Annotated in this window: 18 protein-coding genes; 9 read left to right on the top strand and 9 right to left on the bottom strand. The window is 47.1% G+C overall.

Features of this window, described 5'->3' with window-relative positions:
• Positions 1-2: 2 nt before the first annotated feature.
• The gene (locus AC27N8_RS10815; RefSeq protein WP_487066803.1) at positions 3-1,217 is read right to left on the bottom strand and encodes a M20/M25/M40 family metallo-hydrolase; all 1,215 of its coding nucleotides are present in this window, start codon (positions 1,215-1,217) and stop codon (positions 3-5) included.
• Between the two features lie 353 nt (positions 1,218-1,570).
• Here AC27N8_RS10815 and AC27N8_RS10810 point away from each other — a divergent pair, with 353 nt between their 5' ends.
• Positions 1,571-1,927: a response regulator gene (locus tag AC27N8_RS10810; RefSeq protein ID WP_487066802.1), complete on the top strand. Its 357-nt coding sequence runs from the start codon at positions 1,571-1,573 to the stop codon at positions 1,925-1,927.
• 77 nt (positions 1,928-2,004) lie between these two features.
• Here AC27N8_RS10810 and AC27N8_RS10805 read toward each other — a convergent pair whose 3' ends face one another.
• A complete protein-coding gene (locus AC27N8_RS10805; protein ID WP_487066801.1) occupies positions 2,005-3,780 on the bottom strand; it encodes a helix-turn-helix domain-containing protein in 1,776 nt (591 codons plus the stop codon).
• A 442-nt stretch (positions 3,781-4,222) separates the two neighbouring features.
• On the opposite strand from AC27N8_RS10805, the gene AC27N8_RS10800 reads away from it, so the two are divergent.
• Entirely contained in the window at positions 4,223-6,925 is a 2,703-nt protein-coding gene (locus AC27N8_RS10800; protein ID WP_487066800.1) for a CheR family methyltransferase, read from the top strand.
• A gap of 14 nt (positions 6,926-6,939) precedes the next feature.
• Here the strand turns inward: AC27N8_RS10800 and AC27N8_RS10795 are convergent, their stop codons facing one another.
• Together AC27N8_RS10795 and AC27N8_RS10790 are read right to left on the bottom strand one after the other, a co-directional pair.
• Positions 6,940-8,841: a protein kinase domain-containing protein gene (locus tag AC27N8_RS10795; RefSeq protein ID WP_487066799.1), complete on the bottom strand. Its 1,902-nt coding sequence runs from the start codon at positions 8,839-8,841 to the stop codon at positions 6,940-6,942.
• A 123-nt stretch (positions 8,842-8,964) separates the two neighbouring features.
• Positions 8,965-9,519, bottom strand: coding sequence for a hypothetical protein (locus AC27N8_RS10790; RefSeq protein ID WP_487066798.1), 555 nt, complete (start codon positions 9,517-9,519; stop codon positions 8,965-8,967).
• Between the two features lie 276 nt (positions 9,520-9,795).
• On the opposite strand from AC27N8_RS10790, the gene AC27N8_RS10785 reads away from it, so the two are divergent.
• Both AC27N8_RS10785 and AC27N8_RS10780 read left to right on the top strand, forming a co-directional pair.
• Entirely contained in the window at positions 9,796-10,491 is a 696-nt protein-coding gene (locus AC27N8_RS10785; protein ID WP_487066797.1) for a hypothetical protein, read from the top strand.
• Positions 10,492-10,586: 95 nt separating this feature from the next.
• Entirely contained in the window at positions 10,587-10,865 is a 279-nt protein-coding gene (locus AC27N8_RS10780; RefSeq protein ID WP_487066796.1) for a mycoredoxin, read from the top strand.
• 207 nt (positions 10,866-11,072) lie between these two features.
• Here AC27N8_RS10780 and AC27N8_RS10775 read toward each other — a convergent pair whose 3' ends face one another.
• The gene (locus AC27N8_RS10775) at positions 11,073-11,678 is read right to left on the bottom strand and encodes a hypothetical protein (protein WP_487066795.1); all 606 of its coding nucleotides are present in this window, start codon (positions 11,676-11,678) and stop codon (positions 11,073-11,075) included.
• Between the two features lie 279 nt (positions 11,679-11,957).
• Here AC27N8_RS10775 and AC27N8_RS10770 point away from each other — a divergent pair, with 279 nt between their 5' ends.
• Both AC27N8_RS10770 and AC27N8_RS10765 read left to right on the top strand, forming a co-directional pair.
• Positions 11,958-12,512: an RNA polymerase sigma factor gene (locus tag AC27N8_RS10770; protein WP_487066794.1), complete on the top strand. Its 555-nt coding sequence runs from the start codon at positions 11,958-11,960 to the stop codon at positions 12,510-12,512.
• Positions 12,505-13,755 (top strand): hypothetical protein, encoded by a 1,251-nt coding sequence (locus AC27N8_RS10765; RefSeq protein ID WP_487066793.1) that lies wholly within the window; start codon positions 12,505-12,507, stop codon positions 13,753-13,755. Before AC27N8_RS10770 ends, AC27N8_RS10765 begins: the two co-directional genes overlap by 8 nt.
• 107 nt (positions 13,756-13,862) lie before the next feature.
• Here AC27N8_RS10765 and AC27N8_RS10760 read toward each other — a convergent pair whose 3' ends face one another.
• Together AC27N8_RS10760 and AC27N8_RS10755 are read right to left on the bottom strand one after the other, a co-directional pair.
• Positions 13,863-14,657 carry a DUF4388 domain-containing protein gene (locus AC27N8_RS10760; RefSeq protein ID WP_487066792.1) on the bottom strand — a complete coding sequence of 265 codons (795 nt, stop codon included), beginning with the start codon at positions 14,655-14,657 and terminating at the stop codon, positions 13,863-13,865.
• A 195-nt stretch (positions 14,658-14,852) separates the two neighbouring features.
• Positions 14,853-16,874 carry a methyl-accepting chemotaxis protein gene (locus AC27N8_RS10755; RefSeq protein WP_487066791.1) on the bottom strand — a complete coding sequence of 674 codons (2,022 nt, stop codon included), beginning with the start codon at positions 16,872-16,874 and terminating at the stop codon, positions 14,853-14,855.
• A gap of 753 nt (positions 16,875-17,627) precedes the next feature.
• Between AC27N8_RS10755 and AC27N8_RS10750 the strand changes: the two genes are divergently transcribed.
• Both AC27N8_RS10750 and AC27N8_RS10745 read left to right on the top strand, forming a co-directional pair.
• A complete protein-coding gene (locus AC27N8_RS10750; protein WP_487066789.1) occupies positions 17,628-18,884 on the top strand; it encodes an amino acid ABC transporter substrate-binding protein in 1,257 nt (418 codons plus the stop codon).
• Between the two features lie 122 nt (positions 18,885-19,006).
• Entirely contained in the window at positions 19,007-19,891 is an 885-nt protein-coding gene (locus tag AC27N8_RS10745; protein ID WP_487066787.1) for an NAD(P)-dependent oxidoreductase, read from the top strand.
• Positions 19,892-19,912: 21 nt separating this feature from the next.
• Here AC27N8_RS10745 and AC27N8_RS10740 read toward each other — a convergent pair whose 3' ends face one another.
• Both AC27N8_RS10740 and AC27N8_RS10735 read right to left on the bottom strand, forming a co-directional pair.
• A complete protein-coding gene (locus AC27N8_RS10740; protein WP_487066785.1) occupies positions 19,913-20,656 on the bottom strand; it encodes an SDR family oxidoreductase in 744 nt (247 codons plus the stop codon).
• 29 nt (positions 20,657-20,685) lie between these two features.
• Positions 20,686-21,045, bottom strand: a complete 360-nt coding sequence (locus AC27N8_RS10735) for a nitroreductase/quinone reductase family protein (RefSeq protein ID WP_487066783.1) — start codon at positions 21,043-21,045, stop codon at positions 20,686-20,688.
• A gap of 412 nt (positions 21,046-21,457) precedes the next feature.
• Here AC27N8_RS10735 and fxsT point away from each other — a divergent pair, with 412 nt between their 5' ends.
• Positions 21,458-24,418, top strand: coding sequence for an FxSxx-COOH system tetratricopeptide repeat protein (gene fxsT / locus AC27N8_RS10730; RefSeq protein WP_487066781.1), 2,961 nt, complete (start codon positions 21,458-21,460; stop codon positions 24,416-24,418).
• Positions 24,419-25,203 lie beyond the last annotated feature (785 nt).

Genomic DNA, 25,203 nt, shown 5'->3' with positions numbered 1-25,203 from the left:
TTTCATGCGTGAGAGGTACTGATTGCGGCAATGAGACCCGCCAGAAGCGCCACACGACTGGGTATAGGTGGCAAGGCGACATATTCTTCGTGCGTATGTGCTCCGCCACCGATAGCACCAAGGCCGTCGATACTGGGACAACCAAGCTCGGCAGTATTACAACAGTCAGAAGCTCCCCCTCTGGTCTCAGGTAGATAGTTGGTATGAAGGATATCCTCTGCGATCCATTGGACCTGTTGGGCCATAGCCAGACTCTCCTCGGTAGCAGGCATAGGCACCATGCCATCTGGCTCGGGATAGAGCGTAAGCTTTACATCTGGGACAAGTTGATCCTTCAAAAGCTCGCTCCAACGAGCTTCGGCCGCCAGACGATCTTCCGAGCGCAGAAAGCGTGTATCGTAGAGGATCTCGGCAAAGTCCGAGACGATATTCACCTTTGATCCCCCTCGGATGGGGCCAGCGTTAATTGTAAAGCCGTCGCGCCATCCCATGAAGCTCTGCGCCTGGATAATCTGATGCGCCAGTTCGAGAACAGCATTACGTCCTTTCTCCGGACTACTACCCGCGTGGGAAGCTACGCCCTCGGCGGTCAGTCGATAGTGTGCACAGCCTTTGCGTCTGGTCACAACTGTCCCGATAGCGCTGGCCCCCTCTAATCCGAGCACGTGCGGATGCTCCTGGGCAATCTGCGTGATCAAGCCAACGTGATAGCGCGAGGAAATCTCCTCATCAGGTACTGATAAGAAAATGATCTTACTGAAATCTTGATATTGCTGCTGCTGAAGTATCTCCAAAGCATAGATCCCCTGTAGCAGTCCAGCCTTCATATCCACCGTGCCGGGGGCATAGAAGCGCTCAGATTCAAGGCGTATGCGTGCTGAGGCTGCACCGATGGGATGAACGGTGTCATGATGCCCCAGCAACAGACAGGCCGGCGCGGTAGGATTGTTCCCCAGAATCGTTCCGATGACCGCATTTCCACGCGCATGCTCAATCACGGTGGTATGCATGCCGACGCGCTGAAGCAAAATCACGAGTTGCTCGGCCATCTGATTGAGCCCAGGAGTATAATCGGAAGGCGAATCAATCAAGCAGAGCGTTTGCAGATCCTGAAGGAAGCGGGGCATTGCTTGTTCGATCTGGGTAATGCCTTCTGTCACGAGCGTAGAAACGAGATCAATACGAGAGGAACGCTGACCGGCTTCAGAATTTTGCATAAAACTTTCCTTTATATATTGTATCGGGTAATGTCGTCATGCGCTTACGTCGAGACCAATTCGCTTGAGCGCGGTGTCCCCTGGGATAAGTTGTCAGGTATGCTCAAACTGTAGCAGGTAGGAAGCAATAAAGCAACATCATCCAACACATTTGCGTATTTTCACTATTATAAACGAACACCCATGCGTAAGTTAAACGAGTAGCGTAGCAAACACGTAGTATATATAGAGCACTTATTCATATTTATCCGTACTCTTTCTGAATCCTCTCTAAGAGGAAGCACCTCATTGAGGCATCCGATATGAGCAAGAGAGCACGTCAGAACGAGATAGAATGAGAAAGATTAACATGTATGAAAAAACAAATCCTGGTCATTGACGACGAAACAGAGATACGTCTCTCTATCCAGGCCCTCTTTGAGGATACTGATTATGAGGTGATTAGTATCTCAAATGGGCAAGAAGCCCTCGAAAAGCTCCAGCAAGGACTGAAGCCCGATATTGTCCTCCTCGATCTGATGATGCCAGATATGAGTGGTTATCGTGTACTTGATGAGTTCTATCGTCTAGACTTGCATACAACCTTCTCACTTATCGTGATGAGCGGCGATGTTTTGCTGAAACAGCAGATGGATCAAATGGAGATCAAAGGATTCCTGAGCAAGCCTTTCGATATCGATAAGCTTCAACAGATGGTTGAGTCCCTGTAAAAACAACACCTGGCAAGATACAAGTGGCTACGCTAGAAAAAAGCTTCCAGGCAACTCACGTAGCCACTGACCTGTTACTAATAGCGCTCGTGCACCTGGGTCGGAAAAGTGCTTCTCATTTTGGGAAGTTGTTGCAGGATATCTTTGAGCAAGGCAAGCGACTTTTCCGCCGTCTCTCGGCCCGAGATAAAAGAGATAGCCAGACGCTGCTCAAGCACATCTGTGTAGCGTTGATAGAGACGCACAAAGTAGTTAGGATCGTTTTCGTTAGAGGCTCCATGGATATGTTTCACTTCAAGCGCGAGAGCACGTGAGAAACATTGATCGGCCACATCGTAACAACGCATAGCGAAATCCTGGACAAGCGTATTGTGACCAATCTCCTCCGACATTTCCCCAATGGCAAAGTAGGTCTCAGCCAGAATAAAAGATGAAAATCTATTGGTCACCTCTTGTGCTGAGATTTCAGGTAACACTAAAAGTGAAGGGGTTGAGGTAGTTGCATAATGTCCAGACATATTTATCGCGTCACGAATGAGGGTCAGTGATAATGAGGTATTGCGTAACGCGTCCAATACTTTTTGACAAAGAGAAAAGGCTAATGAACGTTCTCGTACGGCAGTATCCCCATAACCGCCAAGCTGTGCCACCTCAGCCCGGCGACTCAGGGCGCGAATCATATAGGCCAGCGCCAGATAAGCATCATTTTCTTGCTCCAACGGCAGAATCGTCAGTTCTTGATGCCTTTCCAACAACCCCAGCAGAATCTGACGGCATTGCTCATCTATCTCCTCGAACAAAGAAGCGCAGTTGACCGAGATTACGCCCCCGCTCTGTTGCGACCGATGTAATGCCTGCTGCTGACGCCAGGTACACAGATCCAGTAAGACCATCGCCTGCGTCAAGCGAGCCTGAGTCTCCCCATTCCAATCGCGGCCAATCTGATATAGCGTACGGCTTTGCATCAGAAAACTCAAAGATTGCTGAAATTGTCGCTCAATCTCCTCCGTAGAGAGCGAGGCGATAGAAACATAAGCAGAACTTTGTACCTGATAGAGAGACGCATAGACACTGTATCCCAAGCCCAAGTAGAGTTGTCCGGCAATCTGCATATTGTGCGTTGAACGCAGTTGCTTACGCGCTTGTAAGTAGTGCTCCTGAGCGTACTGATAATAGCCAAGTACTCTGGAAGCATCACCACAATGCAATTCAATCTGAAACAGCTGATCGGCAGTTGGAGTGTCCATAATCTGAAAACTAGAGAGAGCACGCAAGTAATAGGTCAGAGCCTGTTCATATGCCTGTACCTGATAGGCATTTGTGCCAAGAGAATCCAGAATAGCAGACTTATACTCGTCCGGGGCCAGTGCCAGAGCATACTCCAGATCGAACTGGGCCGCCGAAAAGTTCAGTTGCTCTTGCGCACGTATCCCCTTAAGAAAGGCATAACGTGCACGCTTTTGCAAAGCCAGCCGTGTTCCGGTATCAAGTTGTGTATCGCCGTAGTCTGCCACCGGATCGGCCACAATCCCTTTGCCATGCAAAACCATATCCAGAAGGGCAACCACCTCTTGATCGTTGTAACTATCCTCATGTGTCTGACCTAGATGCGATTCAGCTAACGGGACAAGCGAAAGCTCTGCTTGAGGTTGCTCAAGCAACTGCTCCAGATAATCAATTGATTGGTCAAGCTGTTTGGCAAAGAAACGCAGAGCATTGCGTGATGGGGCAATTTGGCCACGTTCAACCGCACTAATATATGACTTTGAGAACTCCTTCACTCCTAGTTCTGCTTGTGTCAGCCCCTTTTGGCGGCGTATTTGACGGATATACTCTCCAATCAGAAAAGGCATCGTTGGACCTCTTTCTTTAAAAACTTATGGCGATGACCAACATAGATTATCTTACGTAATAAATCCTTGCTTTTTTATTAATTGTTAAAAGTTCTATCAAAGATGCAAAGGTCTTGTATTCTTACATAGTACGTTGTCTTAAGAGCGGCGTCAAGGAACGAGAAGCGCATTTTTAAACAATTTCCAGGAAATGTCAGCAAAATATCTTCTTTAAAAAGCATACAAACATTATTGGAAAAGTCGCGCCTGGGCCTCGTTTCATCGCAATAACAAAGCAAAAATACGCATTAAGATCATCTAAAAAATGCATGTATCCGCCAGAAAGGAGTACAAGCACCATTCGTGATATACTTATAAACAGCCTTTATTCACAGGGTAGGAGTATAGGATATATTTGACCTTATAAGAAGGATACGTTTGGTAAGAAGAGGATCATTACACAATGAACGAAAATGAGAAGAGGGCTTCTCTCACATACGATCTTGTCATCATGGGTGCCTCAGCCGGAGGAGTCGAAGCGCTTTCGATTTTAGTCAGTACGTTACCCACACCATTCCCAGCACCGATCATCGTAGCTCAGCATCTCGACCCGAATCGTCAAAACTCGCTCAACCTGATCTTGCAACAACATACCAGTCTCCCAATTGAACTAGTAGAGACGAGTCGCCAGCTCCATGCAGGCATTATTTATATTATACCCTCCAACCTGCATATCAGCATCAAAAATCAGTACGTAGAGATCCATGAGGGGCGTAACAAACATCCAAGAGCATCAGTCGACACGCTCTTCTCGACGGCCGCCGAAGTCTATGGAGAGCGTTTGATCGCAGTAATCCTCACTGGCTCTGGCTCCGATGGAGCAATTGGAGCAGTGAATGTCAAAAATGCCGGTGGAACCATCATAGTGCAAGATCCACAAAGTGCCCGTTACCCATCGATGCCACTCTCACTTCCTCCCACCATCGTCGACTTCGAAGTCTCCATAGAATACCTGGGGACGTTACTCTACGATCTACTTCACGGAGCCGATATCCCCCAGACAGAAGAGAAAACAGAGGACATTCTCCATGAGATCCTCGATCTTGTCAGCAGGAAGGCCAATATGGACTTCCATACCTACAAAACATCCACCATCCTGCGGCGCATCGGTCGCAGGATCGCCGTCACACGCTGCCGCACCATGCGTGACTATGCGGATTACCTGATCACCGAGCCAGAGGAAGTTGAAGAGTTAGTCAAAGCATTTCTCATCAATGTTACGCAATTCTTCCGTGATACTGCAGCTTTCAACTATCTCAGGCAAGAGATTCTCCCAACCTTGATCGCCTATGGGCGCGAGCATGATCACATTCTGCGCTTCTGGACGGCAGGCTGTGCAACAGGTGAAGAATCTTACTCTTTAGCCATGTTGCTGACGGATCTGCTCGGTGAAGATCGTCCCAATTGGAGCATTAAAATCTTTGCGACTGACCTGGATGAAGCCGCTATCCATTTCGCTCGCCGAGGATTGTATTCAGAGAATCTGCTCAAAGGAGTCCCTGCTGATTACCATAAGCGCTTCTTTGAACAGACCGATCAAGGATATCGCATCTCAAAAACCTTGCGGCAGATGATCATATTTGGACAACAAGATCTCAGTAGAAGTGCCCCCTTCCCACGCATCGACCTGATCCTATGCCGCAATGTCCTGATTTATTTCACGCCTGAACTACAAGATTATGTCCTCAATCAATTCGCCTTCTCGCTCTCTCCTCATGGTTACCTCTTTCTGGGCAAAGCCGAAACGGTACGCCCTGCGCAAGCCTGTTACGAGCTCATCAACAAGCATTGGAAGATCTATCAATGTACAGGCAAAGCGTTACCCGCCATTCGCCGTCAGACGCTCTCCAATATAAAATCGTCGGATCTAGAAAGGCTATCGCTGAGTAACGCAAACAAACAAGTGAGAAAGTCCAACACCGAAATAGATTTAGTACCTCCTACCTTTGAGCTAAATCAACTGAAGCGCCTCAACGAAGTTCTACTCCGCTTCCTCCCTGTGGGAATTGTCGTCATCGATCGCCACTACCACGTCCTGACATCAAATGTTGGTGCCCGCCGACTGCTGGGATTGCATGATGGTATCAGCGAACAAGATTTCTTGCATACAGTCAGAGGTATTCCCTATCAAATAACGCGTACAGCCATCGATGCCGTCTTCCGCGAACACAATGTCATCTCTCTGCCAGAAGTAGAATTGAGCATTCTGAGTGGCGGCAACGGACGCTTTGTCAGTCTCTCAATTGCTCTCATGCAAATTGACAACAAAGTACTTGAGCTTGCCACGATCAGCGTCATGGATGTCACCGATCATGTCCATATCAGACGGCGCCTGGAGACAGTTCAGGAGCAGCAAACACAACTCATGTATGAGATCAGCGCCACCAACAAACGCCTGAGCGATGTGAATAAGGAGCTGATGGATGCCAATGAAGAATTGCAAGTCGCTAATGAAGAGCTGATGCTAACACATGAGGAGCTCCAGGCCAGTATTGAGGAGTTCGAGACAACCAATGAGGAGCTCCAGGCTACCAACGAAGAGTTGGAAACAAATAATGAGGAGCTCCAGGCTACCAATGAAGAGTTGGAAACAACCAATGATGAGTTACGTGCTCGTACTAATGAACTTCAGGAGCTGACAACTACCCTGGAAAGTGAGCGTGTGCGTTTAGGAGAGATAGTAGAGCTGGCTCCATTTGATATCCTGATCCTGCGAGGATCAAGCCTCATCATTGAAACATACAATCCCAGATATATCCATCCAGTAGGAGGAAGGGCAATACAGCATCAGCCGCTTAAAGAGGTTCTCGACCTCTTCTGGGAAGATACTATAGGAAAACGTATTATGCAATTGGCGCAGGAAACCTATATAAAGGATAGAGTTTTAACGCTACCAAATATGTTGAGCCATACACCAGTCATAGATATCTCTCTGGACCAATCTGGCTGGCAACAATCGTTAGAAGAATATACATCCTACACGATTGTCCCATCTCACGATGCCATCGGTGACGTCGATGGCGTCATCATTTATGCCATCAGTGAGAAAGAACCGGCAAAGCCTGAAAGGCAAATAGGAGCGCGACATATCACAAGCAATGGTTGAGTACAAAAAAATCCTTAGCTAGCAAGTACTTCAATGCCGTTAATCTGAGCGTTGTCATGCACAGTGACAAATTGGATCGTGATCGTACCATCGCTGGCAGGCATAGTCACAAACTGCTCAATCACTGCTTTATCGCTGGCACCAGCGGCTGCCCAGATATCAAAATTGCTCAACACCTGTTGGCCGTTCAGGAGCACATTAAACGTGCGCTGGCCCGCCTTTGTCCAGTAGGTCTCAGCAAAATGTAAGCGCACAGTATAGGAGACTCCAGGTGTCACATGCGGAATGACATAGGTGCTGTCGCCAACACGGTCCGATTGATAGACACTCTGGGGCGCTGGATTGATAACGCCACTCGTATCAATTACGTCACTATGCGATGACTCTGTCGATGGACGTGCAGGCTCGGGATTATTAAAAAAATCCTCATCCGCCACAAAAGCCCCCGAAGAGGTTCCACCTGCATTAATCTGCACCGATCCCGTCCCAACGAGCTTCGGCGTGGGAAGCAAGGTCGGCACAATAGCAGGAACGGCGGTCGCCGGTTTTGTCGCTGGCGAGGTCGGAACTTGCTGAGGTGACATCGGTGAAATACCTTTGGCTGGTGGTGGTGTCCCACTCCCTATGGCCGTACTATCAACGATCACATGAGTAGAAGGGTTCACGTCGCGTGGAGCTTGTTTAAGTGAAGTGGTATACAGAGCATAAGGAATGAGAATACCTATCAGGATCAATAATGCTGAGATCATACTTATCCAGAGCGCAACTGTCTTTTTGCTCCGACCACGCGGCCCTGATGAGACATTTTCTGACGATGGCACAGCGTTTGTATCAGTGGTTGCCAATGATATGGCATTGGCAAATTCCTCGTCCTTGTCATCCAGCTTGATGCCTGCTAGCGCTGGTGGATCGATCGGAAGTGGATTTATCTGCGCTTGCCTATCTGGCACTGCGAGCACTTCAGGTAAACTTGCAGGATCAACATTTTCGGTTATCGTGGGAAAAGGAGTAAATCCAAAAGGTTTTGTGACTGGTACTACCGGTACGTTCCCGACGATCGCTGACGCCGATGTGGTGAGTTCAAGCGAGATTTCAGGGGCTGGTGGGAGCAAACCAACCTCAAGCGCGGACAAAAAGGCATTCATATCTTCATGGCGATCAGAGCTTTTTTTCGATAGTGCCCGCAGGATCGCCAGATCGATGGGCATCGGTACCTTAACATGCGTGGAAAGAGGAGCAGCATAGTCGGTCATGTGCTTCCCCCACATCGAGACAAACTGGGGAGCGACAAAAGGAACACGACCAGTGATCAATTCATAAGCCAGACAAGCTAAAGCATATTGGTCGCTGGCTTTCTCAGTTTCTCCGATAAACTGCTCGGGAGCCATATATCTGGTTGCATACAAGTCGGCTTTTTGATCTGATTGACTTCCCTCAAGAAACGCTGGCAGATAAAAATCTGTCAATTGGACATCACCCTCATCACTGTAGAAGATGTTTTCAGGCTTGATATTCCCATGGATCACATCTTGATCATGAGCATAGCTCAAAGCCCGACCGACTTGCAGCACAATGCTGATCGCCTCGGTCCAATCCATGTACTTGTGACCCAAATGCTTCAAGCGCTCCAGGCGCTGGCGAAGCGAACCACGAGCTCGATATTCACGCACAATATATGGCTTACCTTGCTCAATAGCCATATCCAGGACAGGTACAATATTTGGATGATACATCGATAATAATGGATGCACCTGCGATAAGTTCTGTGCTTGATGCAGAACAAGACCTTCTGAATCAAATATCTTGATGATGACTTTCTTTTTAGTCTCTTGCAATGGATAGGCAAGATAGGTAGTCCTTAGCATTTTAGTAGCTAATTTCTCAATCAGACGATATTGTAGAAAGAACTCTTGCATAAATGCTATCCATCCAAATTAAAAAGGGGTGCGCAAAATATATTGATGTGGACAACTGGCAAAAAAATGCTGCCTGGAGATCTCCATTCAAATACCAAAAAGCCGATACCAGAGGCAGAAGCCTCATGGCATCGGTGGGGGATTCTGAGGATATTGCGACTGAGGCATCGCATACTGTCCACCAGAGGACTGCTGCTGAGCCGGTGTGTAATTGGCTCCCGGTTGATAGTATTGTGCCTGATTCTGCTGCGCTGGCTGATAATATTGTGCCTGCTGGCTCGGTTGATAGTATTGATTTGACGGTGCAGCCTGATTTGCCTGATAATATTGACCTTGCTGATTCTGCGGCCCCATCGGCTGATATTGTTGATAATTGGAATTTGATCTCGCCATAAATGCCCTGGCAGCAAAGATACCTCCAACGACCAGCAGAACAAACAGCGGAAGTATAATCCACCAGAAGTGAGAGACGAACACAAAAAACAGTAAAATCAAGATCAACGCAAGCACTGCTCCGCCGCCGCGACGTCGATAACGAGGGCCATAGTAAGCACGGCGAGAATAGCGTGACCAGGGAGATCCAGCCATCATGCCCCAGAACATGTCGCGTTCCATGCGGCGAGACTGATGATAGTGATGATGATGGTGATGTCCACCTCTATAATGCCCATATGGCATAGTTTTATGACTCCCTCATAATATAAAGTAAATCCCTTAGATACTTCGGGATACTATAACATATATTTATACGAACGTACATTCGCAGAAGTTATCAAACACCAAAGAAAATCTACATCTTTGACTCCTATCACACCAAATTCTAGTATTCATCTATACTGTAGCAATGAATCCATGATATACTAACTACAGCCATCTTCCTCTATAAGATGGAAGTTAGACTATCTAAAAGGGCTTGTATAGAACGCATCATCACCTACAATCAGGAGAAACATCATGACAGATCATCAAACCTCTCGTCTAGATGTGACAGACATTTTCCAACGCCGTCATTTTAGACTGCCCATAATGATCAGCGTATGTGCTCTGTTTTCTCTCTTATTCAGCTCTTGTAGCGTAGATGGAACATCCAATCATCCCACCACCTCACCCACATCCAATCATCTTACATCCCTACCCACATCTGATCACCGCACATCCTTACCCACAGCGAACGGAGATCCTATCCTATCAGAGTACACACTCAAGGTCTTCTTCTCCAAGGCACCAGACTCACTCTCCACTGACTTCACGAAGGTCTATCCAGTAGGCCGTCTCTCCACAACGAGCGCGGTAGCATACTTCTCCATCCAACTCCTCATCGCCGGACCTACGCCTACCGAGCAACAAGCTGGCTACTTCACTGAACTCAATACGATGCTCAGTGGCCCATCAAAATGCACAACGACATCCGTTGGCGGACCAGACTTTACCCTCACACTCAAGAAGAAAGGATCAGTCTCCGAGGAGGACGCTGCCACCTTAAAATTCTGTCGTGCACTCAGTTCCGCAGGCATTGGCGCAGATGCTCGCGTACAGGCAGAGATTAATGCCACGCTAACACAGTTTCCTGCCATCAAAAAAGTTGTCATCCTCACAGAAGACGGCTCTTGCTTCGGCGATATGAGTGGGCAAAATCACTGCTTGCAATAAGGTCATCACGACTACCAGGAAAGTGGAATAATATACTGGCACTTACATGTTTATATATGTAAATATATCTATTGATAGTGAAAGAGAACCTACCCATGTCCGACCTTGAAACCTCTCAGGCAGAGAAAATCACAGCGGTATACGTAACCTCCTGGTGCCCTTATTGCCGTAACGTCAAGCGTTGGCTTGACTCGCATGACGTCCCGTATGAGACCATCAACATCGAAGAACACGAGGACGCCGCTCAGTATGTCATGTCCGTCAACGGCGGCAATCAGACCGTCCCAACCGTCATCTTCCCTGATGGCTCCGTTGAGACAAATCCAGATGCCTCCTACCTGGCGAAAAAGTTTCCTCAGGTAGCAAACAAGTAAGCACCATAGGATTAGTATCTAAGCGAGAGGCCCATCAGGTATATGATACTGATGGGCCTCTCGCTTATGGTCGTTGTATCTATACAAATGCTAGAATAACATACTAAATGATAGCACAAAGAAAATCAAAAAAGTAATAGGAAGCATCCATACAAAAATAGACAAAGATTATTATCTAAAATTATTACAAGAGCAACAATCTTTCATCTATTTAAATTTAAATGATGTGAGCATCGGTTGAAATGCGGTTTCGTCCATAAAATCGAATTGATCAGTATAACTTTGAAAGACAACAGTGAAAAGCCCATCGACTGGATGCTGGGTACCTAATATAACAAATTTCTTGGTTATCGTGGTACTTCCATGTGAAGTGGAATCTCCTGAAATGGTCATTCGTTTCCACACTGCTCCATCTATTGTTATAGGAGTCAATTTAGACTGCGTACTGTTTGTAAGAGTTGTCGCAACTGCACTGAGCTCACTATCGATCACATTATCAACAGTATTCGGATTGGTATCACCAGTTGTTGAACTACTCGTCATAATATCCACAGTTGCCAGTGGGCCAGTCATGTGCACAGTTTGAAAAGAACCATCGGTCCCTTTTTGTAATGGCCAACCATCAGGATAACCAATAGAAAAATTAGATCCTACATACTTTGTAAGGCTTGGGAGAGGAGTTGCTGTTGGAGTGGATATTTTCTTAGGAGTTGTAGCCACTGGATTTGAACTCCCACAAGCGGAGCCAGCAACAATAAATAGCAAAAGGCTCAAGAAACAACAGAAAGTCCGAAAATATTTGAATTTTTTCATGCGATATTAACCTTATTCAAGAAGAAACAGAACCTGATCATATATTCAAATAAAATCAGAATAGGCTCTGTTAAGAGAGTAATGCAGCTATCTTATCAGATTAAATATAGATTTGTCCATATTTGATCTGATAAGAGATAAACCTATCTTCAAAAATGGCTGACTGAAAAGCTGAAAAAAGTACGGGCTACAATGCGGTATACGACGCATGTGTAACGTTTGAGTTACTTCGTCGATAACTCTATGAGATCTCAAAAAAAGGAATCGTAGAGGTACATAATGCAACTGGCAAAGACCGGGTTACATCCAAGCGCCTCCTTCATGGAGGAACTCTACCAGCGCCACAGACATGCTGTGCTGATACATATTTTGCAGCACGTTTCTTCGAAAGAGGATGCCGAGGATATGTTGCTCGAAGTATTTATTGCTGCGCTGGAAAGTCCGATTATCGCCACACTCGATCAGCGTCAACAGCTAGCCTGGCTGCGTCGGGTCGCCTTGAACAAATCGATAGATTATCATAGACGCTCTACGCGCCACCCGGCGGTTCCGATTGAGCAAGCGGATGAGGTTCTTTACGAAGAAGAATACCACTCGCCTGAGCAAGCGGTACTACGTCAGGAAGAGATAATACATCTACGTACCAATATATCCTTGCTCCCGGAGCTTCAGCAAGAACTACTACGGCTACGTTTTGCCAATAACCTGCGCTGTGCAGAAATCGCCACTCATCTAAATAAAAGCGAAGGAGCGGTGCGCACGCTCCTCTCGCGCACCCTCAACGCCTTACGTGGCATTTATGAGAAAGGACGAAAGGAGTCCCAACATGACTGAACATGATGAGCGCTTTCTGCCTGAACAGGTCGATGAACAGATTGAGTCAATAGAACATGCCGCGCCGCAGCAAGCAGTGTCTCACCTCATGCGAGATCTACGCATCGTTACAGGAGACCATACAGAGCTTCTTAACCGTGTCCAAGATCGCCTGCATGCATATATGGAGCAGACACAAACGCCATCGATAGCAGCGCGACCTCGAGAGAAAAGGATACATGCTATGATACAGACACAATCCGTACGGCCCCCAAAGCCTGGCCGACGCTTCATCTCATGGACGACCCTGGTGGCCGCCGTGCTACTCGCCTTATTTGTAACCGGAAGTTCAATCGTAGTGTTCCAGTACGCTCACACGCAAACATCCCCTAACGGCCACGTTGGTGGATCAGGTCCGGTCCAACCAACAAAAAAACCTGTCATAACACCGACACCAACTCCGGCCCCGCTACCATCAAAACTCTGTAACCTGGTAGACGATGGATGGAAGGCTGTATGTACCACACATCAAGAAACACTCATTGATCAAACCAAAAGCATCCAGGGGACTGCTATTCACTTGTATGCTAGCTATGCAGATTCTAATCGTATTATTCTGGTGTACTCCGTCCCACTCAATAAGTCTACTGTAAATCTAATGACGCAAACATTTGTGGAACTAAGCGCCCAAAAAGGGGTCGACATATCCCCTCGATCCAGTAGCGGTGGCTACCCGGATCAAAGCACGTTGTATAACCTGGCATCGATTTCATTGCTCAGCGTTGCGGACACGATCAGCACACTTCACATTCAAGCGAAAATATCCACTGATATAAGTGCGAGCAAGTCGGTAGCCTTCAATTTTTCCCTACCTTTTCATCGCGGCCGTACCGTCACAATCAATCAGACCCAGACAGTCAATGATCAACCAATCACAGTCGACCACGTCAGTATCTCAACGACCAAAACCATTATCTATTTACGTGCCCTACAACTCAATACAGGTAGCGATTCCACTGACGGATCTGATGCACTTGCATCGCCTGGCTATGAGCTGAGCATAGGTAATTGGAGTTCACACAATAAAACCAGAGTAAGTAATAATACCTGGAACAATAATGATGATAAACATCAAGCAGTGGAAGGTATCCAATTGGAAATAAATTATCCACTCCTCAACAAAACTGGTGATTGGACCCTCCTCATTCACTATCAAATGATCCCAGGCGCTAGCAGTGATGTGGTTTTTCACTTCAAAGTCTAATTCCTTGTGCTCGCTGCGACACCATCTGTCAACATAAAAAAGCCCTGACGCGATGCTGCGTTCAGTTCAATCACGATCTCAAAGCCAGGATGAACTCTAGTTAATGTTCATCCTGGCTTTGAGATCGTAATCACTGCGATACTTTCCAAAGCATTCAATGCTTTCATGATTTCTTCGGGCGAGCTATTTGCCTGCGTAATAATCTCATTGACTGAAAGCCGTCCATCGATCAATAGCAGAACCTGACGGCAGGTGCGTGGAAGACCAGATTTGTTAATCAGTCCAATCGCTTTCACTATCGACATAGTGGGACGAGGAACAGCAATCAGAGAGATCGAGGAGGTGGAAGGAAGTACTGCTCTCTGCTCCTGATTTTCTTTTGACACAGGAAGATTTCTTGAGCTTGGCGAGAGACCTTCAAGCGGTTGCGTCCATCCTGGTGAGGAAAAACCATCTGCTGAGAGATTCCAATCCGATTGTGAAATCCGATTATTTTGCGCCAGTGGTAGCTTTATATTCGGTAATGAGGAGCTATTCAGTGGTTGCGTCTGCGGTGCAAAGCCATTAGAGCCTGAATCAGACAGAGGATTACTTGGTGGGAGTGGCGTTTGTGCTGGGAGTGGCGTTTGCGGCGAAGGCGGCAGCTGGTAAGAGCTACTGCTATGCAGCACAAAAATAAAGAGGCATTGTTTCCAACTGCGTAACGTATCAAAGGCCGCTGCTCCCTGAGATGAACCTAGCTGTGCCTGCACGGCTCGGCCGTCTATAAATGTGATTGAGCCCTGCTCTATCGTGAGCCCATCGTAGCGTTTGACATGCAGTTCTCCCGTTCGACGCTCAAGTTGGACCCGTTGGATAATGTTCGCTAGGTTATCAGTTACTCTCCCCTGCTGTTGAGACACATCTTTCTCCAATACAATTATGTGACCTGGTATTTCTTTTCATAAGTCAACTATCCTCACACTTACACGCTTCGCTGCCTGATTAGCTAATATTTTTCTGGATGAACGAATCCAGTTATCCCGGTGGGACGGATTAGCATACAGGCAGCAACACACATAAGAGCGAGGCAGCAACGCGTCAGATAACTTCTAGATTTACCGATATGGTAGAGGGTAAGGTGTGTTCGGTGCCACTGTCTGGCTAGCGACATTTGCTTGCGCGAATATATCCTGGTGCTCAGGGAGCTTGAAGACTTCCGCCGAGGATAATAATCGTTCAGCCAATTGAGCTACACTTTCCATGCGCTGTGCTTCATCATGGATATTCTGGCTACTCTGATGGGTTAAAGTTGAAACGTTTTGCATTGTCAGCAACACTGAATTGGAGATATCTAATTGTTGCTTGGACACGTAGTTAATACGCTCAATCTCCCGCCCTTGTTGTTCAATAGCCGAAAACATCGCGTCGAAAGCAACGCTGGTTTCTCGTGAATATTGTATGCCTGCGACAGTTTCCTGTTCGGTATTGTACATAGAGGTAGCCACCATTTTGATATCTTCGATAATCTGCTTCACCACCCGCTCAACGATGACAGCCTGTGACTTGGCAACTTCCGCAGAGCGGCGTATATCATCGGCAACGGCTCTAAAACCTTTACCATTTTCGCCAGCCATGGCGGCTTGAATAGCGGCATCGAGAGCCAGGCGGTTGGTCTGATAGGCGACACCAGCAATCACTTTCACAATTGTATCAATCTCCTGTGAGCGCTCCTCTAACGCTTTAACCCTTGCTACCGTTGACTCTACATGAGCGCTGATATGGGTAATGCCATCAGTCGCTTTAGCCACCGAATGTCGCCCATTGAGGATAGTTAAATATGCTTCGTTTCCAACTACTGAGAGCGAGTGCGCACGCTCCACCATATGACGGCTGGCATTTGCCAGTTCAAGCACCTGGGCCGTTGCCGATGTAATGTGTTGAATCTGTTGGTCAGTATCTTCCACCACCTGGAGCATATCGTCGTATGCCTGGATAGTCGATCTTTCGACTTCGTTGGCCAGAGTTTTGAATTTGATAACGATACCCCCAAGCTCCGTCACCACATAATTAAATGACCGGGCCAGAGTTTCCAGGCTCCCAGAAGAGGTCTCTGCATGGACGCGTAAGTCGCCTTCACCGATGCCCTGTATCTCTTTCACCAGCTTTTCAATCTGTCCTTGCAGTGAAACGTGACGCAGTTGCGCCTCCTTCATCAATTGAACGATGTTGTCCAGCATCGTATTCATTGAGCTCGCCACCATATATATTTCGTCACGCCCTTCCACCTGCGCACGTTCACTGGTGTCACCTCGTGAGATCCGTCCGGTCAGTGCCGCCAGTTGGGTCAGCGGACGCGAAATGCTGATGTTTACAACAAAGGCTGTTGCCACAATCACCAGAATGGTCAATGCAATGGCACTGATAGTAGCGATTTGCAATGGAAGAATCTCACTGCTACTCAGGCTTGCGACGGCTTGACCAACCGTTGTTGAGATATCTACTACGGTGTTCCAATTTTTTTGAAGGTTCAGAAAGATCGCATCAGCCTGGTAGAGGGTGGAATAGCCAATCTCATAGTCCGGATGGGCCTTGTTCAGATCGGCCAGAACTTGATCTTGATAGTTTTTATAGTCGTTCCATTGATGGGACTCGACCGCATTGAGCGCAACTTGCTGATCATTGATCAAGTGACTATTACCACTACCATTCAATAAGATGGTGCGAATCGTTCTCATCGTAGCCGAGTTAGCTATATCGTAATTACTTGTATACGTCAATAAAGCCTGATCAAAGTTAATCTCGCTCGTCGTAATATCGATCTCGGTCAATGCTCCAGACGCCCCCAAGGAGGCATCTCCTCCCAGGCGGGGACTATCACTGGCAAAGATCTGAGCAAAACGAGCTTGTAACAAGGCATTCATACGCTCCAGATTGATTTGTTGCTCTGTTGCCGTCTGCTGAGCATTAAAACTTGTTTTTACTGCTTCAGCATGAGTGTTTGATGCTTGCAGAAAGAAATAATCCAAGAAAGCTATTGCGGCACTGGAAATAATCACCAGTACGACAAAGAGTACCAGGAGTCGAGGAAATATACGTATATTGCTAAATACACGCCTATTGATGGTGAATCCGGCCATATGTGTGAGTCCTCTCCCGAATTGTATTAAATACTCGTTTTTTAATAAAGTAAATAAACGATACGACCACATAGCTACTAAAAAGTAGGCTGTAAATCGATAAATTAATCTAAAATTAGTTAGCGCGTAGTAATATTTTCCTGATTATATATTATAATGGGTATTTTGTGAACTATGCTAATCTTTCTGAGCTATAAGGTTAGCGGGGTAAGCTATGAATATTACAGAACAATAGTAAAAAGGATGAATACTTATACAATTACTTGAAATACAGCAAAGTACTATCAATGTGGATTGAGAAACCTTTCGATAAAAGCTGGCATAGAAAGCTATTCTCACAAATTTCTTATTCTATGTTTGCTATTCTATTTAAAACAGTATATTAAAAGGCTTGCGAATATCAACAAATTCTGCTAGAGTGTTCGCGAGAACTCAAATACTGAATTTCTCCTTTTTTGAGAGTAAAAAAACAGCTACTGTAGGATATTATAAGCATCATTTGATAGAGCATAGAATATAAAGCGTCCATTTGATGTACTTAAAACCTATATTATACAGAATAAAGAGCAATACATACATACATATGATAGCAAGAATGATATACGTACGTTCAAAGTAAAGAGGAACAGAACATAAAGTTCTCATGGCACTATCTGGTCTCAGGGAAGAGGCTTCATTGTCCTGGATAGCAAGTAAGGATCTTCTCTAGACATTCTCATTGTTACAAATCTTCAGCAAACAGGAGTAATGAACATGTTAAAGCGTCTTAGAGGAGTCCACACGAAGAAATTTTTATCTCTCCTCCTCGCGACATGTATTGTCTTGATGCTCACAGGGTGTGATCAACAAAGTGGACCAGGGTCATCATCCAGTTCCCCGATTAAAATTGGCCTCTCAGTTTCAAAGGCAGGAGATTTTTCTCAAGACGGAGCGGCCCTGCTACAGGGCTACCAGATCTGGGCAGATTACGTTAATAGTCATGGTGGCCTCTTCAATGGACGTAAAGTCCAGCTCGATATCTTAGATGACAATAGCACAAATGCGCAGGCAATCACCGATTATCAGAAAATGATTACTAGGAACCATGATGATTTAATCCTGGGTCCCTATTCATCCACCCTTACATTATCCGTGGCTAGTGTTGCCAAGCGCTATAATTATGCTCTTATCGAAGGCGCAGGAGTAGCTCCTAAAATCTTCGCACAGAATTTCTCTAATCTCTTTTCAGTCTCGCTCTCAGCATCAGACTATTTGAAGAGCTTCGTCTATTATCTACTTTCTATACCACAGGCTCAGAGACCAAAATCTATCGCCTACGTCACATCCGACGATTTCTTCACGCAACCTCAGGTCGATGGTGCCAGGAGCCTTCTGGAAAAAGGAGGCATTTCGACGGCCCTTTACGATGTCTATCCCGCTGAAACGACCAACTATGCACCGATTGCACAGAAAACCATTGCATCCCAGCCAGATGTCGTGGTACTCGGCACAACAGGTCAGTCAGATGCAGTCGCCCTCACCAAAGCGTTCATTCAGCAACATTTCAATCCGAAAGCACTGATCGAAACGGCTGGGCCGGACCAGGGAAGCCAGTTTACCGGACCTATTGGCGGCATATCCAAAGCTGAAGGCGTCTTCGTACCAAACAACGGCTGGTTTCCTAGTTTCAAATCCTATCAGAATAGCGACTTTATCAGCGCCTTCATCGCTAAATATGGCGGGACCGCCCGGGATATCAGCGCTGACTCCGTTGAAGCATTCTCCGTAGGGCAAGTGCTACAGCAAGCTATCAGCAAGGCGAACACCATCGACAACAACAAATTAATCAATGAGCTGCACTCAGGCGCATCCTTCAATTCCATCCAGGGAGCAGTGAAGTTTAAAAGCGATGGTGAAAATTCCGTAGCTGAACCCTTTTTATTCCAATGGCAAAAGAATGCATTGATCCCAGTATATCCAGCCAATCAGGCACAAGCGAATCCAGAATACCCAAAAAAATCCTGGTCCTGATTGACCACAGATGTGCGCAAGAGATATGAAATAATCCAAAGATTGGAAACCTCTGTCCAGGTGGTAGCATCTAAGCACACTTTCAACGCAGAGGTTTTGTATGCAACGATAAGGAGGCTGGTATGACTCATATTGGTTTCGTTGGACTGGGCGAAATGGGTGGTCGTGTTGTCAAACGTTTACTCGATGCTGGTCACGTCGTGACCGGCTACAATCGGACCCAAGCCAGGGCGCAATGGCTCCTTGACGCAGGTATGCTTTGGGGAGAGACTCCATTCGAGGTAGCACAACAAGCGGATGTGGTCTTTACGATGGTGACTCATACAGCAGCCTTGCAAGAGGTTACCGGCGGGGATAAGGGGATTCTGGTAGCTCTTACACCTGGTAAAATTTATATCGACATGAGTACAGTCAGTCCAGCCTTCAGCAAAAACCTGGCCGCGCAGGTAGCTGCCAGGGGAGCACAAATGCTCGACGTTCCCGTTTCCGGCAGCGTGATCACGTTGGAGCAGGGCAATCTATCTCTGATGATCGGAGGAGATAAGGCGACCTTTGAACAGGTCAAAGCCATCCTGCTGGATATTGGACCAAAAGTAAATTATGTGGGCGAACATGGACAGGCAGTCTTGATGAAAATAGCAATCAATCTCAGTCTGGCGGTACAATTTCAAGCCTTTAGCGAAGGAATGTTGCTGGCCGAGAAAGGTGGCATTCCCCGCGAAACAGCCCTGGAAGTCTGGCTGAACAGTGTGCTGGCTTCGCCCTCATTAAAATATCGCGCTCCTTTTATCCTCAACAAACCAGACAACGCGTGGTTTAATGTCAACATGATGCAAAAAGATCTTCTACTCGCTCAGGAATTGGGACGAGAATATAATGTCCCGTTGACCAGTGTCGCTATCGCCAATGAGACGTTAACCACAGCGCGTGCGATGGGCCTGGCCGAAGAAGATTTCGCGATCATCTTTGAGACACTGGCACGCATAGCTGGCGTGATAAAAGACTAAAAGTTTCCTTCATCCGAGGGCTTATAGCTCCTGGCTTGTGGGTCGGAACAGGATCTCGTTCACATCCACCTCATCCGGCTGGCTCATAGCAAAGACGACTATCTGCGCGAATGAGTCGGCAGGAATGGCCATCTCATAGAGTTTCTTAATGTTCGCAGCGATATCCGGCTCGGTCACACTATTGGGCAATTCCGTTGCTACCGCCCCCGGTGAGATCACCGTCGTGCGGATATTATAAGGCTTCACTTCCTGACGCAGCCCTTCGGAGAGCATCAGTACAGCTGCCTTGGTGGCCGCATAGACCGCGCTGCCGGGACGGACCTTATGGCCAGCAACCGAGGAAACATTAATAATATGTCCAGCTTTCTGCTGCTTCATATACGGTAACGCGGCCGCAATACCGTACAGCACGCCCTTGATATTTACATCGATCATCCTATCCCAGTCCTCGATCTTGAGGCGCTCAAGTGGCGAATGAGGCATCAGACCAGCATTGTTTATCATGACATCGAGACGTCCGTAGGTTTGTACAGCCGCATCGACCAACCGCTGCACCTGCTCGGCGTCCGTGACATCCGTTGGGATAGCAAGTGCTTTGCCGCCACTGCTGGTCAACTCGTCTGCTAATGCCTGGATACGATCAACACGCCGCGCCCCTAATACAACCAGTGCCCCCTGTGCACTGAGAAGCCGAGCGGTCGCCTCGCCCAATCCGCTACTCCCACCTGTGATGACGACAACTTTCCCTTCAATATTATTGCTCATAAAATGGTTACTTCTTTCTATCACTCAATTTACTTTTGCTCAAGTGGAACTTCGACGGCAACATCAAGCTTGGGATAATAGGATCGCACGTTCCTCCCATACTTTTCCTTGAACTTCTCAAGAATCCTTGCTATCCGCGCCTCATCGTTGAGAAGATGGGCGCTCGTCGCAAACGTCTCCCCACCGGCAGTCAGACGGATGGTCGGCGTCTTGCGCAAATTTTTGTACCAGTCCGTATCAGATCCTTTCACCGGAAGCAGATAAAGCTTGTCGCCTTCCAGAGCGAACCAGATAGGATAGGAAAGAGATCGACCGGAGGTTCGACCGATCACAGCGATCTCGATTTCGTTGGCGCTCTGCACAGTAGAGCGAAAATGGATATGTGCCATGAAAGTCTCCTTTTCTAGCGGTAGGTACACTCTTACGACTATATCTTCTCCTGGAGAAGAAGCTCATCTGATTAGCGGCATGTACTCTGTCTGGTGTTATTATAAACACCCCCAAGCACAGGAGAATAGAATAATTGTCGAAAATGATTGTCTGATTCTGCAACATCTGAGCTAACAGGACATCTTGCGTGGCACTCGTCCACGAGTATTTAGAGCGCCTTCTGAAGAGAACAATCCATTGGCTATACGAGACATCACGGTGAACGATGTCTCATTAGAGGAGAGGTGATTCTCTATACAAATACTGCATTCTATGCTACAATGGTCCTGCGCCTGAAGAGATGATCTTCTCGCACATTCCACTTAAAATAATCTTTCCGCCACCGATTGAGCGTCCAGAGGAATGCCAACTATGTCCGTTTTGTCGTCTTCCAGAGCCATCAATATTTTCATTTCGTACGACATCGATTCTACAGATGATAAATCTTTGATCACTAAATTCTTCAAGTTCCTGAAGCCCTTACAGAACAAATCGCCGCATCACTGGACCACGAGCAAGCCCGATGCAGGTAGCAATGCCGCACAATATATTGAGGATAGCTTAAATGCTGCCAATTTGATCATCGTGCTTACCAGCTCAGATTTTTTTGCCTCCAAGCAGTGCAGTGAGATAGAGTTGAAAAAGGCTATTGAACTCAAGGGCGCTGGGAAATCCTCTATAATCCCAATCCAGTTGAGTGCCAGCGACTGGCAGAACACTCCACTCAGTCCATACAAATCGCTTCCTTCGAATGGTCGAACAATCATGAGTTGGCCGAAGAATCGCCGCGATGACGCACTCTTACATGTCATACAAGGAATTGAAAAGGCGATCAATGACCTGACATCCTCACAGGCCATTCCACCAGGTACCACGACACGACACATTCACGTATGTGATCCTCCCTATCCCTACGAAGATATTTTTACCGATCGAGAAACCATTCTAGAAAAGATCCCATCATCGCTGGCATCAAGCCATCCGCAACGCACCTCGCTGCTCGCGTTGAGTGGCATTATTGGCATCGGCAAGACGTCGATCGCGCTGGAATATTGCGATAATGCGAGGCGGAAGAAGACTTATCAAAATATCTGGTGGTTCAATGCTGAGTCTCGTATGGCTTTGGGTGCCTCTCTGAGAAGGCTGGCGGAGCAGATTGCGCTGCCTCAGAGAGTTTGCGATGATGAGCAGCAGCTCTTTGCAACGATGAAGGATTGGCTACGCGATCAGCCGAACTGGCTGATTGTACTTGATAATATCAAAGACATCACACTAATCACTCATATGATACCACTACTCAGTAGCGGTCACGTCCTGCTCACGACGCATATACGGGATACAAAAAATCTGACGCACATTCTCTCCGTTACATTGATGGACGCTGATCCTGGAGCTTTTTTTCTGCTGCGCCAGGCTCGGAAGATCGAGAAGCTGGACTCCTACGATCAAGCCTCTGACGTACTCAAAAATGAAGCACTTGACATTGTACGGGCGCTGGGAGGCTATCCTCTCGCGCTCTATCTGGCAGGAAGCTATATCCGCCATTGGGAGATCAGTCTACGGAGCTACCTCACACTCTATCAGGATCATCATAAGCGAGCCACTTTGTTAAACGACAGCGGGCAACAGAAAGATGGATATTATCTATCGGTAGCCAGAACCCACCTCCTTGCCCTCGAACAGCTCAAAGGAACTCAGACATTGAACCTACTATATCTCCTGGCCTTCTTGCATCCCGACACCATCACCGAAGAGTTGCTCACACACAAAGCAGAGGAGCTACACGAGCCTTTGCACTCACTGCTGGCCGACGCTGTGACCTTTCGTCAGGCGCTGGACGAGTTACACGATTCCTCTCTAATCAACTATCATCCAGACAGAGAAGTCTTCCAGATGCAACGCACATTTCAGGAAGTGATCATCGCTCAGCTTACGCCCGAGCAACGACTATTCTGGGCGCAAGAGGCAGTGTACCTGATTGATCACATCTTTCCAGAGGTCAGTTCCGCTCATCTTGCTGCTTGCGAGCGCTATGTATCACAGGCCGAGCACGCTGCTGCCATCATCAGCCGCTTCCAGCTCGCCACAAAAGATGGAGCGCTCCTGCTGGAGCGTCTGGGCTCATTCTGTTTACAACGTGCCTCCTATGACAGTGCTGAAAAGTATCTGACGCAAGCCTTGCAGCTCTATCAAAATCACTTATCCAACGACAAGTTAGATACCGCACAGACATTGAATACATTGGGACGTCTTTATCGTCGCCGCGCCCAGTATAAGCAGGCTGAGACGCTACACCAGCAAGCATTGAAGCTCCGCGAAAGCGTGCTGGGTCCAGATGATCCTAAAACGACCGCGAGTCTACACAATCTAGCAGCCATCTATGGAGATCTAGGGAAGTATCAGGAAGCCGAGCAGTACTATCTACGCGTGCTCGCAGCGGAGGAGCGAACAACAGATCCAGATAATCCCACTATCGCTGACACGCTGAACAACCTCGGCCTGACATACTCCCAGCAAGGATTTTACACACAGGCGAAAAAAGCCTATCAACGCGCTCTTAGAATCTATAAACACTCGCTAGCAAGCGATCATCCTGATCTGGCGTATCCACTCAATGGTCTGGGCGATCTGGCAGAAAAACAGGGCAACCACAAACAAGCCAGACAATACTATCAGCAGGCACTCTCTATTCGTCAGAGTGCATTTGGAGAGGAGCATCCGGATATCGCCTCCAGCCTCAACAAATTAGCAGTCATCGCCGAAGCGCAGCAGGACTATCAGCAGGCTGAAATGCTCTACCAGCAAGCGCTCACCATGAATGAACGACTATTAGGATCAAAGCATCCCGAGGTGGCTACCATACTGAACAATCAAGCACTACTGGCAACCAGACAGGAACAATATAAACAAGCTCGCCCGTTATACAAACGTGCATTGAGCATCTATAAACTGGTCCTGGGATCAGAACATCCTGCGGTAGCCAGCGTGCTCAACAATCAGGGGAAGCTCGCTCGGATGCTCAGAGAAGAGAAACGCGCCGAAAAGCTCTTACGACAGGCTCTCGCCATCCGCGAAAAGAGGCTGGATGCCACACATCCCAGCATTGCGCAGAGCCTGGGCAATCTGGCAGATCTCCTGGCAGAGCAGCACAGATATGAAGAGGCCGAGCCCTTATTCGAACGAGCATTTGCGCTCTATCTTCAGCTACCAGCTCCCAGGCATCCAGATGTTATGCGCGTGCCTGAAGGATATACATCTCTACTAGAGCATACAAATAGAAGCGACGAGGCATCACTGGTGAGAAAAGCAGTAGCCGACCAGAAGGAAAAATAATATCTGTAAATAACAGGTCATGAAAGAAAGGCCAGGGTAAACCGCTCAATTTTATCGCCTCTATGAACTAGAGCACCATGCCCTCAGTCCTTGGAGAAGTATCATCCTGCTTATCCTTATCGTCGTCTCGCTCAGGCTGCTTGACCTTCGGCTTGGATGGTCTGGGAGAGTTCGCAGGATTCGGAGAATTTGGTTGCTCCCCATCTTTCTTTTGGTCTCCGACAGGAAAAGACCAGCTCAATGATGCAAAAGGATTAAAGAGATTTTTCCTGTTTACATCGCTAGATACAAATTCATCTAATTGGGGGGGGTATTAGGTATTACGTTAAAAAAAGCCCCACAGCTCAGGGAAATGCTGGAAGATTTTTTTGGCTGCACATATTGGATCATAGCTTGTCTATCTATTCGCGGAGGAAATTGTAGAGGTAGATGATGTTGAGAGCAAACTTCGTGATCCTCTTCAACGGCTCTCTTGTTCATACAACTCATGCTAGCTCTCCTCATTCCTGCTTTGTCAGTCTCATACAGTTTTAAAACATCTCGTGTAAAGAGATAATATCATAAAACGGGCCTATATTGCAATATATCTATCTATATATTTTAGGCCTGCACATATTCTACAGAAATCAGCAGCAGATCGAAAAACCAATATAAATGCCAATCACTATCAATGAATGGAAAGATACTTTGAAATATCTCTTTCCATTAGCAATTACTCGTTGTTTATTGTATCATATAAACAGATTTATACGCCGATACTATATATTTGAGGGATGGGCCACGTT

It is taken from the genome of Dictyobacter sp. Z7_2 (assembly GCF_057551105.1).
The sequence above is the reverse complement of the archived record's forward strand: the minus strand, read 5'-3'. Positions and strand labels throughout refer to the sequence as shown.

Excerpts from the sequence above, each read along its gene's own strand:
- AC27N8_RS10815 (WP_487066803.1), bottom strand. The coding sequence starts at position 1,217 with ATGCAAAATTCTGAAGCCGGTCAGCGTTCCTCTCGTATTGATCTCGTT.
- AC27N8_RS10810 (WP_487066802.1), top strand. The coding sequence starts at position 1,571 with ATGAAAAAACAAATCCTGGTCATTGACGACGAAACAGAGATACGTCTC.
- AC27N8_RS10805 (WP_487066801.1), bottom strand. The coding sequence starts at position 3,780 with ATGCCTTTTCTGATTGGAGAGTATATCCGTCAAATACGCCGCCAAAAG.
- AC27N8_RS10800 (WP_487066800.1), top strand. The coding sequence starts at position 4,223 with ATGAACGAAAATGAGAAGAGGGCTTCTCTCACATACGATCTTGTCATC.
- AC27N8_RS10795 (WP_487066799.1), bottom strand. The coding sequence starts at position 8,841 with ATGCAAGAGTTCTTTCTACAATATCGTCTGATTGAGAAATTAGCTACT.
- AC27N8_RS10790 (WP_487066798.1), bottom strand. The coding sequence starts at position 9,519 with ATGCCATATGGGCATTATAGAGGTGGACATCACCATCATCATCACTAT.
- AC27N8_RS10785 (WP_487066797.1), top strand. The coding sequence starts at position 9,796 with ATGACAGATCATCAAACCTCTCGTCTAGATGTGACAGACATTTTCCAA.
- AC27N8_RS10780 (WP_487066796.1), top strand. The coding sequence starts at position 10,587 with ATGTCCGACCTTGAAACCTCTCAGGCAGAGAAAATCACAGCGGTATAC.
- AC27N8_RS10775 (WP_487066795.1), bottom strand. The coding sequence starts at position 11,678 with ATGAAAAAATTCAAATATTTTCGGACTTTCTGTTGTTTCTTGAGCCTT.
- AC27N8_RS10770 (WP_487066794.1), top strand. The coding sequence starts at position 11,958 with ATGCAACTGGCAAAGACCGGGTTACATCCAAGCGCCTCCTTCATGGAG.
- AC27N8_RS10765 (WP_487066793.1), top strand. The coding sequence starts at position 12,505 with ATGACTGAACATGATGAGCGCTTTCTGCCTGAACAGGTCGATGAACAG.
- AC27N8_RS10755 (WP_487066791.1), bottom strand. The coding sequence starts at position 16,874 with ATGGCCGGATTCACCATCAATAGGCGTGTATTTAGCAATATACGTATA.
- AC27N8_RS10750 (WP_487066789.1), top strand. The coding sequence starts at position 17,628 with ATGTTAAAGCGTCTTAGAGGAGTCCACACGAAGAAATTTTTATCTCTC.
- AC27N8_RS10745 (WP_487066787.1), top strand. The coding sequence starts at position 19,007 with ATGACTCATATTGGTTTCGTTGGACTGGGCGAAATGGGTGGTCGTGTT.
- AC27N8_RS10740 (WP_487066785.1), bottom strand. The coding sequence starts at position 20,656 with ATGAGCAATAATATTGAAGGGAAAGTTGTCGTCATCACAGGTGGGAGT.
- AC27N8_RS10735 (WP_487066783.1), bottom strand. The coding sequence starts at position 21,045 with ATGGCACATATCCATTTTCGCTCTACTGTGCAGAGCGCCAACGAAATC.
- fxsT (WP_487066781.1), top strand. The coding sequence starts at position 21,458 with ATGTCCGTTTTGTCGTCTTCCAGAGCCATCAATATTTTCATTTCGTAC.